We start from the raw sequence: 12,507 nt of genomic DNA, 5'->3' as shown, positions 1-12,507 counted from the left end.
CGGCTTCACCGCGGGCAGGGAACCGCTCGACCCGCAGGCCGCGCTCGCGGCGTTGCTCGGCTCGCTCGGGGTGCCCGCGGAACGGGTGCCGATGGACGCGGGGCAGCGGGAGTCGTTGTGGCGCACCACGCTCGCCGACCGGCGGGCGGTGATCGTGCTGGACAACGCCGCGGACGCCGATCAGGTGCGGCCGCTCGTTCCTGGCGCGCCGGGCTGCCTCGTGCTGGTGACGAGCAGACGCAGGCTGATCGGGCTCGACGGCGCCACGCCGTTGTCGCTGGACGTGCTGCCGGTGCCGGACGCGGTGGCGTTGTTCACCGCCGTCGCGGGGGAGAGGCCCGCCGCGGAACGAGCAGCGGTGCTGGAGATCGTCGAGCTGTGCGGCGGGCTGCCGCTCGCGGTCCGGCTCGCTGCCGCCCGGTTGCGTCATCGTCCACAGTGGATCGCGGACGACCTGCTCGACCTGCTGCGCACCCAGCAGGCGCGATTATCCGGCCTGGCGGCGGTGTTCGCCGTGTCCTACGAGCACATCGCACCGGAACGGCAGCGGATGTTCCGTGCGCTCGCCGTGCACCCCGGCGCGGACTTCGACGCGTGGGCCGCGGCGGCGTTGATCGGTGCTTCGCGAGGCGAGGCTGTCGCACTCCTGGAGGACCTGCTCGACGACCACCTGCTGGAGCAGAAGTCACGCGGCCGCTACGAGTTCCACGACCTGGTGCGGGAGTACGCGCGCTCGCTGGGGGAGACGGCGGGGCTCGGTGCGCTGGTCGGCTACTACCTCCACGTCGCCGACCACGCGGCGGATCTGCTCCAGCCGGGCAGGCGGCGGGTGGAGCTGCCGCCGATCGAGCCACCGGGCCACGCGCCGGCGTTGCGCGACAACGACTCCGCGGTCGCGTGGTTCACCGCCGAGTACCGCAACCTGGTGCTGCTGATCGAGCACGCCGAACCGGCGCACGCCTGGGCGCTCGCCGGCAACACCGGGCACTACCTGATGATCAACCACCACGTCGACGACCTGCTGCGCACCCAGGAGATCGCCGCCAACGCCGCCCGTGCCCTCGGGGATCCTGCCCAGGAAGCGTTGAGCCGGTACCGCTTGGCGCTGACGAACTACATGGCGTGCCGCTACCGGGTGGCGTTGGAACACGCGACGCGCGCGGGTGAGGGCGCTATCGCCGTGGCGGGTCTGACGCACCACCGGTTGGGCGACTACCAGGCGGCGGTGGCGTGCCACCGCGCCGCGTTGGAGACCGCGCAACGGGAGCAGAACTACCGGATGGCCGCGATCTGTCTGGCCAACATCGGTGTCTCGCTGATCGAACAGGGCGAGCTGGAGGACGCGCGGGAGCACCTGGAGAAGGCGCTGGTGCGCAACCGGGAGATCGGCGAGCGCAACGAGGAGGCGGCGAACCTGTCGTTCCTCGGCACGGTCCTCAGCAAGCTCGGCAGGCACGCGGATGCCCTGACGTCGTTGCGCGCCGGCCTGGAGCTGGCCGAGGAGCTCGGCAACCTGCACTACTCGGTGCGCGGCCGGATCGAGCTGGCGGACGGCCTGCTGCGCGCGGGTCGTGACGCGGAAGCGGAACCGCTCGCGCGTCAGGCGGTGGAGGCGCTCGACGGCGGCCGGGTGCTCGACCACCTGGCGGAGGCGCACAACGTGCTGGGCGACCTGCTGGGCCCTGCCGGACGGCGGCACCACGAGACCGCACTCGCGCTGGCCACCCAGATCGAGTACCGCCGCGAGATCGACCGCGCGCAGGCGGCTCTCGCCACCGCCCACGGCGGATAGTGCAGTGTGAGCTGTTCCCACCGGGGAGCCCGGACTGCCGCGCTGCCGAGAGCGTCACAGCCGGAGCTCGGCGGCAGCGCTCAGTTGGTCATCCTGGGAAGCGCCGGCCGGTCGCAGTGCAATGCCAGCTCCAGCTCCGGATAGATGTCCAGCACATCGTCCAGGCCCGTCAGCGCGATCGGACGCAGCACCTTTTCCTGTGGCGCCACGATCCGCAGCGGAACCGGTCCGCCGGTGGCCCGCTCGTGCTGGATCACCAACTCGTTGATCCCCGCGGAGCCGAAGAAGTCGATCCCGGTCAGGTCGACCACGACCGGAGAGGGTGGTGTCGCCGCCGCGAACGCGGCATCGATCTCGGTACGGAGCACCGGAACGGTGTACTGGTCCAGCTCCCCGGCCGCACGCACCACCACCGCAAGGCCCTCTGCCTCGCGCTGCACCTCGAGCGGTCGCATGGATGATCCGGACATGACGACGGCCTCCTCGGCGGCGAAGTGACGATGACTTCCACGCCCGGCAACGACTCCGGCCTTGGCGTGCAGCCCCGCTGGTGCGAGCAGGGCCGGACGAAGGCAACGGCTGAGGGCTCAACCACTCGCACAATCGACTCTAGCGACCCCTGGTGCCACGACAAGCCCACGAAAGGGTGGCCGTGAAGGCGGCAGCGCCCCCGCTCGCCATCTTTCGGCGGGGTTGCGATCGCGATCAACCTCGTAAGGTGGGGAGCGCTCCCACACCAGAACTGGAGGCACTGTGCGGTCGATGATGCGGGCATTGGCGACACCCCTCGCCGCCATGGTTCTCGTGACCTGCGCGGGCTCGGTGAACGCCGAACCCGCCGGATCTGCGCAGTCCATCGCGTGGGCGCCGTGCCCGGACGACCCGGAGGGCGAGTGCGGGACGTTGAGCGTGCCGCTGGACTGGAACAAGCCGAGAGGCCAGCGCATCGATCTCGCCGTGGCGCGCCACCCCGCGACCGATCCGGCGCGGCGACTGGGCGTGCTCATGGTCGACCCCGGTGGTCCTGGAGGTTCGGCGGCGGCGTTCGCGCTGTCCGGCCTGTTCAGTCCTGAGATTCGGGCCCGGTTCGACATCGTCGGCATCGACTCGCGCGGCACTGGGAACAGCCTGCCGATCCGTTGCGCCGACCTCATGACCGGGCAGCCGACGACCTACCCCGCCGACGAGGCCGGGTTCACCGCGCTGCTGCGGCACAACCGGAGCGTGCTGGAGAAGTGCCGCGAGCGCAGCGGGCCGATCTTCGACCACGCCGACAGCGCCGCCGTCGCCCAGGACATGGACGCGGCCCGGCGGGCGCTGGGCGAACGGAAGATCAGCTACCTGGGCCTGTCGTACGGCACGGTGTTCGGCCAGCAGTACGCCGAGAAGTTCGGCAACCGGATCCGCGCGATGGTCCTCGACAGCGTCGTCGACCACAGCGCGGACTCCAGGCGCTTCATGGGGGACCGGGCCGCGGCTGCGGACGACTCGTTCACCGAGTTCGCCCGCTGGTGCGATCGCACGGCCTCCTGCGCCCTGCACGGACAGGACGTTTTCGCGGCCTGGGAGGCCGCACTCGTTCGTGCTGACGGCGAACCGCTCGGCAGGCAACGACTGATCGACTCCGTTTACGGCGCGCTGCGCGACCCGGACTGGTCCTGGATCGCGGACCGCATCGCCGGCACGACCGGCACGCGAGCCAGGGCGGCCCTGAACTTCGAGCCGAACTACGAGTCGGTCCGGCTCGCGACGGTCTGCCAGGACTTCTCCTTGCGCATCAAGAACTTCGCGGAGTACTCGCGGCTGCGTGCAGAAGAGCTCCGCCGTTCACCGATCATGCGCGGCAGCTTCCTCGGCCACGACGAAGCCACTGCGTGCGTCGGCGTTCCCGGACCGCCCGCCAACCCGCCCCACCGCCTGGACATCCGTGACGCACCGAAGATCCTGGTGCTCAGCGCGCGACACGACCCCACAACCCCGTACGACTGGGCGGCGAACATCCAGCGGCAGGCGCCGCGCAACACCGCGCTGCTGACCTACGAGGGATGGGGTCATGTGGCTTATCCGCGCAATGCGTGCACCCGTGGCGGCGTGGACAACTACCTGCTGGACCTGACGATCCCGGCGGTCAGCTGCCCGGCCGTCGGGCCGTGATGAACGAGCGGTACCAGTGGTAGCTGGCGCGTGGCGTGCGGCGCCGGGTCGCGTAGTCGACGTGGATCAGGCCGAACCGGTGCTTGTAGCCGTGCGCCCACTCGAAGTTGTCGAGCAGTGACCAGCAGAAGTAGCCGCGGAGGTCCACTCCGGCCGCCGCGGCGGCCTCAGCCGCGGCGATGTGGTCGCGGAGGTAGGCGATGCGGTCGTTGTCCTCGAACGTTTCCGAATCCGGGTAGACGCATCCGTTCTCCGTGACGTAGACGGGAGGCAGGCCGGGGTGGCGCGCCTTGAGGTCCGTCAGCGCGGTGGTGAGACCGGCGGGTTCCACCGGCCAGCCCATGCCGGTGCGCGGGACGTCCGGCAGCTGGCTCGTGTCGACGCCGATGTCGTGGGCGGTGCGCTGGGCGGGGTCGGGCTCCCGGTGGGGCGCGTCGGCGACGTGCAGCCGGTAGTAGTAGTTCAGACCGACGTAGTCCAGTGGTTCGCCGATGATCGACAGGTCCTCGTCGTGCCGGAACGAGAAGTCGCTGAGCGCGCTGAACATCGAGGTCAGTTCTTCCGGATACGCCGAACCGAACAGCGGATCGGTGAACTGCCTGCGCAGCAGGCAGTCCTGGCGACTGGCCGCGGCGACGTCGGCGGGGGAGCCGGTCACCGGCACGGTGGGGGACTGGTTGAGCACGATGCCGAACTCCTGGCCTGGCAACCCGTTGGCGCGCATGGCCTGCACGGCGAGTCCGTGGCCCAGCAGCAGGTGGTGCGCCGCCGCCAGCGCACCGTGGCCTTCGCGCGCGCCAGGTGCGTGGCGGCCTTCGCCGTAGCCCACGATCGAGGAACAGTACGGCTCGTTCAACGTGGTCCACTTGGTGACGACATCACCGAGTGCCTCGTGCACGGTCGCGGCGTAGTCGCCGAACCGGTGGGAGGTGTCGCGGTTGCGCCACCCGCCCTGGTCCTCCAGCGCCTGCGGCAGATCCCAGTGGTACAACGTGAGGAAGGGTTCGATTCCGTTGTCCAGCAACGCCTCGACGAGCCGCCGGTAGAAGTCGAGGCCGCGCTGCTCGATCCGGCCGCGGCCGTCCGGCAGGATCCTCGACCACGAGACCGAGAAGCGGTACGCGTCGACGCCCAGGTCGGCGAGCAGGCGCACGTCCTCCTCCCAGCGGTGGTAGTGGTCCGCCGCCACGTCACCGGTGTCGCCGGACGCGACCGCGCCGGGAACCGTCGCGAAGGTGTCCCAGATGGACGGACCTCGCCCGTCGATCCGTGCTGCCCCTTCGATCTGAAAGGCCGAGGTCGCCACACCCCAACGGAAGCCGGCAGGAAAACTCACAACGATCTCCTCTGCGAGGTCAGCCCTTGACGGCGCCCGACATGATGCCGCCGACGATCTGGCGGCCGAACAACAGGAACACGGCCAGCACGGGCACCGTGCTGATCGTCGCGGCGGTCAGCACCAGCGTGTAGTCGGTGGTGTAGCCGCTGGCCAATTCGTTCAGGGCCTTCTGCACGGTCGGGTTCTCCGGCGTCAGCACCACGAGCGGCCAGAAGAAGTCGTTCCACGCCTGCATGAACGTGAACAGTCCGAGCACCGCCGCCGCCGGCCTGGCCGCGGGCAGCGCGATGTGCCAGAACAGCCGCAGGGAGTGGCACCCGTCCATCCGGCCCGCTTCCAGCAGCTCGTCCGGGATGGCCCGCTCGAAGTACTGCCGCATGAAGAACACGCCGAACGCGGTCACCAGTCCCGGCACGATCACCGCGTGGATCTCCCCGGCCCAGCCGAACTCGCTCATCATCATGTAGAGCGGGATGATGCCGAGCTCGGTCGGGATCGCCTGCGTGCCGATGATGAGCAGCAGCAGGACGTTGCGGCCGCGGAAGCGCAGCTTGGCGAACGCGAACCCGGCCAGGGTGGAGAAGAACACCACCGAGAGGGTCACCGTGCCCGACACGATGATCGAGTTCATCATGGCCAACGCGAAGTCGGTGGTGTCGAAGACGCGGGTGATGTTCTCGAAGAGGTGGCCGCCCGGCACCAGGACCGGTGGCACGCTGTCGATCGCGTCCGGTGTCTGCGAGGACACCACGAACGACCAGTACACGGGGAAGGCCGACCCGGCCAGCACGGCGATCAGAGCGGCGTACGTCCACGGTCCGGCGACGCGCCTGGCCAGCCTGCGGGCCTTCGCCGAGGGTCCGGCGGGGCGCACCGGCGCGGGGCGCTCCAGCACAGCGGTCATGGGTTCCCTCACTCCGTCCGGATCCGTTTGGTCACCAGGTAACCGAGGCCGGCCACGATGATCGTGGCGATCGCCAGCACGACCGCGATAGCCGAGCTGTAGCCGAAGTCCCACTTGGAGAAGCCCTGCTCGTACAGGTACAGCGCGGCGGTCTGGAACTGCCTGTCCGAGCCACCGGTCGCGGCCGCGGCACCAGGGTTGAACAGCAGCGGTTCGGCGAGCAGGCGCATGTTGCCGGTGGTCGCGATGATCGTGGAGAAGATGATCTGCGGCCGCAGCAACGGCACCGTGATCCGCCAGAACTGCTGCCTGCCGTTCGCACCGTCCAAAGTGGCCGCTTCGTACAGGCTCGACGGGATCGCCTGCATGGACGCCAGGAAGATCAGCGCGTGGTAGCCGGTCCAGCGCCACACCACCATCGAGGCGATCGCGATGTGCGAGGTGGCCGTGCCCGCCTGCCAGTCGATGTGCCCGGCACCGAACAGGTCCAGCACCCAGTTGATCAGGCCGAAGTCCCTGCCGAACAGCTGGGCGAAGATGATCGTCACCGCGGCCACCGAGGTGATGTTCGGCAGGATCACGCCCATCCGGAACAGCGTGCGGGTCCGGACCTTGCGGTTGAGCAGCTGCGCGATGCCCAGCGCGAACAGGATCTGCGGGACCGTGGTCAGCAGCCACAGGCTCAGCGTGTTGCCCATGGCGTTCCAGAAGTACGGGTCCGCGAACAGCTGGGCGTAGTTGCTGAACCAGATGAAGTACGCGTCGGCGGACTCGACCAGGTTGCGGTGCTGCAACGAGACCCAGACGGTGTAGAGCAGGGGGAACAGCCCGAAGACACCGAAGATCAGGAAGTACGGCGCCACGTACCCGTACGGCGCGAACTTGGTGTCCCACCGGTGCCTTCTGGCCGTCTTGTCGATCAATGCCATGTCAGGTCGTCACTTCTGGACGTCGCCGACGAACTGGCGCCACGAGTCCTCGCCGTTCTGCTTGCCCTGCTCGACGCGCTGCATCGCGTTGCCGATGGCGGTCTGGATGTCGCCGGCCTTCGGGCCCTGGTACTGCGGGTTCAGCTTCTTCGCCGCGTCGGTGAACAGCTTGCCCACGGGGGCGTCGTTGAAGTACGGGTTCTTGTAGTCCACGATCGCCGGGTCGTCGTACAGCTTCGGGATCGACGGCAGCAGTCCGGCGCTCTTGAACACCTTGGCCTGCTGCTCGGGCGCGGTCAGCCACGCCGCCAGCTCCACGGCCTTGTCGACGTTCTTGCCCGCCTTGGGAACCGTGAGGTAGGAGCCGCCCCAGTTGCCGCCACCGCCGGGCACGGAGGTGACGTCCCACTTGCCTGCGGCCTCGGGCCCGGCCTGGTCCTTGATCTTGGCCATCTGCCAGGCGGGGCACGTCACGGTCGCGAACTGGCCCTGCTTGAACCCGGTGTTCCAGACCGGCGTGGAGTACAGCAACTTGGACGACAGACCTGACTGCACGCCGTCGGCCACGAGGTCCCAGCCCGCCTTGATCTCCTTGTTGTCGCCCACGACGATCTTGTCGGACTTGTCGTAGTAGCCGACGGAAGCCTGCCCGACGATCGCGTTGAGCACGGTCGGCCCGCCGTCGAACCACTTCACGCCCTCCGGCGCCTTCTCCTGGAACTTCTTGCCGGCGGCCATGAAGTCCTGCCAGGTCGGCCACAGCGCCGCGACCTGGTCGCGGTCGGCGGGCAGTCCGGCGTTCTGCAGCAGGTCACGGCGGTAGCAGATGGCGAGACCGCCGACGTCGGTGCCGTAGCCGATCTGCTTGCCGTCCTTGCTGAGCGAGCCCTCCCACTTCCACGCCAGCCAGCGGTCCTTCAGCTGGTCGCCGCCCTTGGTGTTGAGATCGACGAACTTGTCCGGGGTGGCCTTGAACTGGTTGACGTAGCCGGTGTCGACCGCCTCGATGTCCGCGGCACCGTTGCCGGTGGCGAGGTGGGCGGCGAGGTTCTTGTGGTGGTCGGAGTAGGAGGCGGTGCGGTCTTGGATCTCGATGTCCGGGTGCGTGCTCGCGTACTCCTTGAGCAGCTCGGCGTACCCGAAGTTGCCGAACAGCCCGATGGTCAGCTTGGTCTTGCCACCGGACGCGGTGCCGCTGCAACCGCTGAGCACCACGGCGGTCGCCAGTGCGGCGCAGCCGATGGCGAGTGCTTTGGGGCGCATTCCAGGCCTCCGTCGTTTCTTGGGCGTCGATTTTTGGGCGCGCTGAAGCAGAAAAGTGGTTCTGGAGCAGGTGAACCGGCGTCGTCACGAACCGCCGGTCTGCGATGTGTGGCGCCTATGACAGCGGGGTTACGCAGCAGCCGTCAAGTAACAAAACGATAAACAGATCAACTTCCGCACACGTTTGACTAGGGAAAGCGCAGCTCCTACGGTGATGTAACCGCTTACGGTGAAACGGAGGGTCTGATGGCGACCGGGCGTGAGATCGCCCAGCTCTGCGGCGTGTCCGTGGCGACGGTGTCGCGCGTCTTCAACCAGCCGGAAACGGTGAACGAGGAAACGCGCGACCGGGTGCTGCGGGTCGCGAAGGAGCTGGACTACCGGCCCAACGAGTCGGCGCGCGCGTTGTCGACGAAACAGTCCACGATGATCGGACTGGTCTGGGACACCGACCACCGCAGACCTGGCTGGCGGCACCCGTATCTGCAGGATCTGCTGATCGGGCTGAAGTCCGCGCTCAGCGCACACGGCTACCACCTGCTGATGCTCGCGACCGGCGGTGACGCCCGCGAGGTCGGCGCGTCGCTCGCGGATCCGGTCGGCTACGTGAACATGACCCGCCGCCACCACCTCGGCGGTTTGGTCCTGATCGACAGCGGATCCGACGCCGAGGCGTTCGAAGCCTTTGCGCAGTCGGGTGTTCCGTGCGTCGCGCTGGACGTCGCCGTCGACGGCCCCAGGGCCACCTACGTGACGTCGGACAACGAGGGCGGCGCTCAGTCGGCCACCCGTCACCTCGCCGGGCTCGGCCACTCCCGGATCGCCACGATCACCGGCCCGCCGGGCAACCAGCCCGCCCAAGCCCGTGTTTCGGGCTACCGCAAGGCATTGCGGGACGCCGGTCTCCAGCAGCGCGACGAGTACGTCGTCGCGGGTGACTTCTACCGGACGAGCGGAACCGTTGCCATGCAACGACTTCTCGCATTGGACGAGCCGCCCACCGCGGTGTTCGCGGCCAGCGACGAGATGGCCGTGGGCGCGCTGCTCGCCGCCCGTGCCGCGGGACTGCGCGTGCCGGAGGACCTGGCGCTCGTCGGGTTCGACGACATCGAGATCGCCTCTGTGGTCGATCCGGCGCTGACCACGGTGGCCCAGGACAAGCCGGGGTTCGGCGTGGCCGCCGCCAAGGCGATCATGGCCATGGTCACCGGCGCCGGTCGCGAGGAACCCGTGATCCTGCCGACCCGGCTGGTCGTCAGGGACTCCTGCGGATCCTGAACGGTGCCCGCCGCTCGGTTTCGGCAAGCGCAGGTGACTCGGAACAAGGGGTCAGAGGGTGATGAGGACCTTGCCTCGGGCGTGGCCGCCCTGGACGTGTGCGTGTGCGTCGGTGGCCTTCTCCAGCGGGTAGGTGGCCTGCACGTGCGGGGTGTAGGCGCCGGCCGTCCCGAGCCGGGACGCCTCAGCGAGGTTGGCGGCGGCGTTCACGTTGCCCGCGACGAGCGTGACGCCGAGGGCGCCGGCACCGAAGTCGGCGATGATCGCGACGCGCGAGGCGTCACCGACGAGGGCCACGATGCCGGCCAGCGAGCCGGAGCCTGCGGTGTCCAGCGCGGCGTCGACCCCGGCAGGGGCGACCGCGGCGACGCGGTCGGCCAGACCCTCGCCATAGGTGATGGGGATTGCGCCAAGCTCGCGCAGGAAGTCGTGGTTGGCCTCGCTCGCGGTGCCGATCACCGTGGCGCCACGGGCGACGGCGATCTGCACGGCGGCGGAACCGACGCCACCCGCGGCGCCCTCGATCAGCACGGTGTTGCCGGAGAGGTCGCCGAGGTTGTTGAGACTCTCGATGGCGGTCGCGGACACAAGGCCCGCCGCGGCGGCCTGTTCAACGGTCCAGGCACTGGGCACGGGCGCCCAGGCGGTGAGCACCGCGTACTCGGCGGTTGTGCCCTGCCCAGGCCGAACACCCGGTCACCTGGCTCGACGCCGGTGACGCTCTCACCGATCTCGTCGACGACACCGGTCGCGTCACAGCCGGGGATCGCGGGGAACGTGGTCGGCATGATCTGGGCCATGTAGCCGGCCCGGATCTTCCAGTCGATGGGGTTCACGCTCGCGGCCTGGACCTTGACGCGGATCTCTCCTGGCCCGGCGTGGGTTTCGGGGGCGTCGTCGACGGTGAGGACGTTCGGGTCGCCGAACTCGTGAAAACGGACTGCGCGCATGGCGGTGCGGCTTTCAGTGGAAGGGAGTCGTGCAGGGTCAGTTTGACCCCGGTCACGTGTTTCGGCGCGCCGATGAGAAATCCGGGCGACCACCGTCATACAGGTAGGACATGAGGTGGACCGGGCGAGGAGTGATCATCTGTGAGCAGGGTCGAGACCAGGACCGGCCAGGGCGAGGACAGCGCCGTCGTGGCGGCCGCGCAGGCAGGCGACGAACAGGCGTTCGCCACGCTCGTCGAGCGGTACCGGCCGGAGCTGCAGGTGCACTGTTACCGGATGCTCGGCTCGTTCGAGGAGTCGGAGGACCTGACCCAGGAGACGTTCCTGCGGGCGTGGCGCCGTCGCGAGACCTACCAGGGCAGGGCCACCTTCCGCGCCTGGCTGTACCGCATCGCCACCAACGCCTGCCTGGACTTCCTCGGCCGCAGCCCCCGAAAAGCTCTGCCCGAACCACCTTCGGGTCCCGTGCCACCCGCGACTGTGCCGTGGCTGCAACCCTGCCCGGACACACTGCTGGCCGAGATCGAGTCCGCCGAGACCGAGCCGGACATCGCCGCGGTCGCCAAGGAGACCATCGAGCTGGCGTTCCTGGCCGCGATCCAGTACCTGCAGCCCAGGCAACGGGCCGTGCTGATCCTGCGGGACGTGCTGGGCTGGTCGGCCAAGGAGACCGCGGAGCTGCTCGAGTCGAGCGTCGCGTCGGTGAACAGCGTGCTGCAGCGCGCCAGGCCCGCGCTGAAACAACACCTGCCGGAACGCCGCACGGACTGGGCCCAGCCCGCGGACTCCGGCGAACTGGAGCGGGAGGTCCTGCAGCGGTACATGGCCGCGCTCGAACGCGCGGACGACGACGCGCTCGCCGCCTTGCTCAGCGCGGACGCCCGTGCCAGCCAGCAGTCCGGCGCGGGCGGCTACGAAGGTGAGGAGCCCGTCTGGATCGAGGGCAGGGACACGATCATCGACGCGTGGGTGCCCGCCCTGCACGGCCCGTACGCCGTGCAGTTCAAGATCCTGCCCACCACGGCCAACCGGCAGCCGGTGGCGGCGTCGTACATCCGGTCAGGCGATCAGCGGGAGTACCGGGCCTTCGCGCTCACCGTGCTGCGGATCGAGGACGGCATGGTCGCCGAGACCGCCACCTTCGATACCGCGCTGTTCCCGGCGTTCGGTCTGCCGGCGGCGATCACCCACGTGCCCTTGGAGCGTTAGCCGAGGGCGATGCTGCCGGTCATGGTCTGGGTGCCGATGACGTTGAGGAGCTTGAGTTTCTCCGCCGCGTCGCTGCCGGGAGCTGCCGTGTAGGCGACGACTCGCAGATCGGTGCCGGGGGCGATGAGCACGTCGCAGTCGAGGGTGAGCGTTCCGACGTCCGGGTGGTCGACGGTCTTGGTGTCCGACTCGTGGACGCCCACGATTCCGGTGTCCCACAGGTGTGCGAACGCGCTGCTGGTGTCGCGCAGGTCCCCGATCAGTGACAGCAGGCCGGAGTCGGCGGGGTAGCGGGCGGTCGCCGCTCTGAGGTCGGCCACCACGGCCGCTTCGAACCGGGCTTGCTGTTCGGGAGAGTGGGTGACCCTGCCGGGCAGTCCGGCGAAGTGGCGCCACACGATGTTGCGCTCACGGCCTCGCTGCGCGGACGGATCCCAGAACAACGCGGCCCACAGCGGGTTCCACAGGATCAGGTTCCACGCCGCGTCGTGCACGCTCAGCGGTGTGCCGTCCAGCTGGTCGAGCAGCCTGCGCAGCCCAGGAGGTATGTGGCCGGACAGCTGCCCAGGGCCGGGTGGCTGGTGCCCGCCGAGCAGGAACAGGTGCTCGCGCTCGGCCGCCGACAGTCTCAGGGCGCGGGCGATCGCGGACAGCACCTGCTGGGACGGTGACGTGGCCCGCCCTGCTTC

At 69.2% G+C, this 12,507-nt stretch carries 10 protein-coding genes and 1 pseudogene; 4 read left to right on the top strand and 7 right to left on the bottom strand.

The window, feature by feature from the left end:
* The coding region (locus FXN61_RS40240; RefSeq protein WP_167979133.1) for a tetratricopeptide repeat protein at nt 1-1,792 on the top strand (1,792 nt) is incomplete at its 5' end.
* A gap of 80 nt (nt 1,793-1,872) precedes the next feature.
* Here FXN61_RS40240 and FXN61_RS40235 read toward each other — a convergent pair.
* Nucleotides 1,873-2,262, bottom strand: a complete 390-nt coding sequence (locus tag FXN61_RS40235) for an STAS domain-containing protein (protein ID WP_167979132.1) — start codon at nt 2,260-2,262, stop codon at nt 1,873-1,875.
* 292 nt (nt 2,263-2,554) lie between these two features.
* On the opposite strand from FXN61_RS40235, the gene FXN61_RS40230 reads away from it, so the two are divergent.
* Nucleotides 2,555-3,946 (top strand): alpha/beta hydrolase, encoded by a 1,392-nt coding sequence (locus tag FXN61_RS40230; protein WP_246292724.1) that lies wholly within the window; start codon nt 2,555-2,557, stop codon nt 3,944-3,946.
* Here FXN61_RS40230 and FXN61_RS40225 read toward each other — a convergent pair.
* The 4 genes from FXN61_RS40225 to FXN61_RS40210 are packed head-to-tail and all read right to left on the bottom strand — an operon-like array spanning nt 3,921 to nt 8,381.
* The gene (locus FXN61_RS40225; protein ID WP_167979134.1) at nt 3,921-5,288 is read right to left on the bottom strand and encodes a GH1 family beta-glucosidase; all 1,368 of its coding nucleotides are present in this window, start codon (nt 5,286-5,288) and stop codon (nt 3,921-3,923) included. The genes FXN61_RS40230 and FXN61_RS40225 overlap by 26 nt on opposite strands.
* A 13-nt stretch (nt 5,289-5,301) precedes the next feature.
* Nucleotides 5,302-6,189, bottom strand: a complete 888-nt coding sequence (locus FXN61_RS40220; protein ID WP_167979131.1) for a carbohydrate ABC transporter permease — start codon at nt 6,187-6,189, stop codon at nt 5,302-5,304.
* A gap of 8 nt (nt 6,190-6,197) precedes the next feature.
* On the bottom strand, nt 6,198-7,118 hold the full coding sequence (locus FXN61_RS40215; RefSeq protein ID WP_167979130.1) for a carbohydrate ABC transporter permease: 921 nt from the start codon (nt 7,116-7,118) through the stop codon (nt 6,198-6,200).
* 9 nt (nt 7,119-7,127) lie between these two features.
* Entirely contained in the window at nt 7,128-8,381 is a 1,254-nt protein-coding gene (locus FXN61_RS40210) for an ABC transporter substrate-binding protein (RefSeq protein ID WP_167979129.1), read from the bottom strand.
* A 246-nt stretch (nt 8,382-8,627) separates the two neighbouring features.
* On the opposite strand from FXN61_RS40210, the gene FXN61_RS40205 reads away from it, so the two are divergent.
* Complete coding sequence (locus tag FXN61_RS40205; protein WP_167979128.1) at nt 8,628-9,659, top strand: LacI family DNA-binding transcriptional regulator; 1,032 nt, start codon at nt 8,628-8,630, stop codon at nt 9,657-9,659.
* Between the two features lie 51 nt (nt 9,660-9,710).
* On the opposite strand, the pseudogene FXN61_RS40200 reads toward FXN61_RS40205, so the two are convergent.
* Nucleotides 9,711-10,609, bottom strand: a pseudogene (locus tag FXN61_RS40200) (NADP-dependent oxidoreductase).
* 141 nt (nt 10,610-10,750) lie between these two features.
* Here FXN61_RS40200 and FXN61_RS40195 point away from each other — a divergent pair.
* Nucleotides 10,751-11,818 carry an RNA polymerase subunit sigma-70 gene (locus tag FXN61_RS40195; protein ID WP_167979127.1) on the top strand — a complete coding sequence of 356 codons (1,068 nt, stop codon included), beginning with the start codon at nt 10,751-10,753 and terminating at the stop codon, nt 11,816-11,818.
* On the opposite strand, the gene FXN61_RS40190 is transcribed toward FXN61_RS40195, so the two are convergent.
* Nucleotides 11,815-12,507: MmyB family transcriptional regulator (locus FXN61_RS40190; RefSeq protein ID WP_167979126.1), on the bottom strand; the 693-nt coding region annotated here is incomplete at its 5' end. The two genes, FXN61_RS40195 and FXN61_RS40190, sit on opposite strands and share 4 nt — an antisense overlap.

The organism is Lentzea indica, from assembly GCF_012184385.1.
GTDB classification, from domain to species: Bacteria; Actinomycetota; Actinomycetes; order Mycobacteriales; family Pseudonocardiaceae; genus Lentzea; species Lentzea indica.
The sequence above is the reverse complement of the archived record's forward strand: the minus strand, read 5'-3'. Positions and strand labels throughout refer to the sequence as shown.

Bases quoted from the DNA above. Each gene is read 5' to 3' on its own strand.
- FXN61_RS40235 (WP_167979132.1), bottom strand. From the start codon at position 2,262: ATGTCCGGATCATCCATGCGACCGCTCGAGGTGCAGCGCGAGGCAGAG.
- FXN61_RS40230 (WP_246292724.1), top strand. From the start codon at position 2,555: ATGATGCGGGCATTGGCGACACCCCTCGCCGCCATGGTTCTCGTGACC.
- FXN61_RS40215 (WP_167979130.1), bottom strand. From the start codon at position 7,118: ATGGCATTGATCGACAAGACGGCCAGAAGGCACCGGTGGGACACCAAG.
- FXN61_RS40220 (WP_167979131.1), bottom strand. From the start codon at position 6,189: ATGACCGCTGTGCTGGAGCGCCCCGCGCCGGTGCGCCCCGCCGGACCC.
- FXN61_RS40205 (WP_167979128.1), top strand. From the start codon at position 8,628: ATGGCGACCGGGCGTGAGATCGCCCAGCTCTGCGGCGTGTCCGTGGCG.
- FXN61_RS40210 (WP_167979129.1), bottom strand. From the start codon at position 8,381: ATGCGCCCCAAAGCACTCGCCATCGGCTGCGCCGCACTGGCGACCGCC.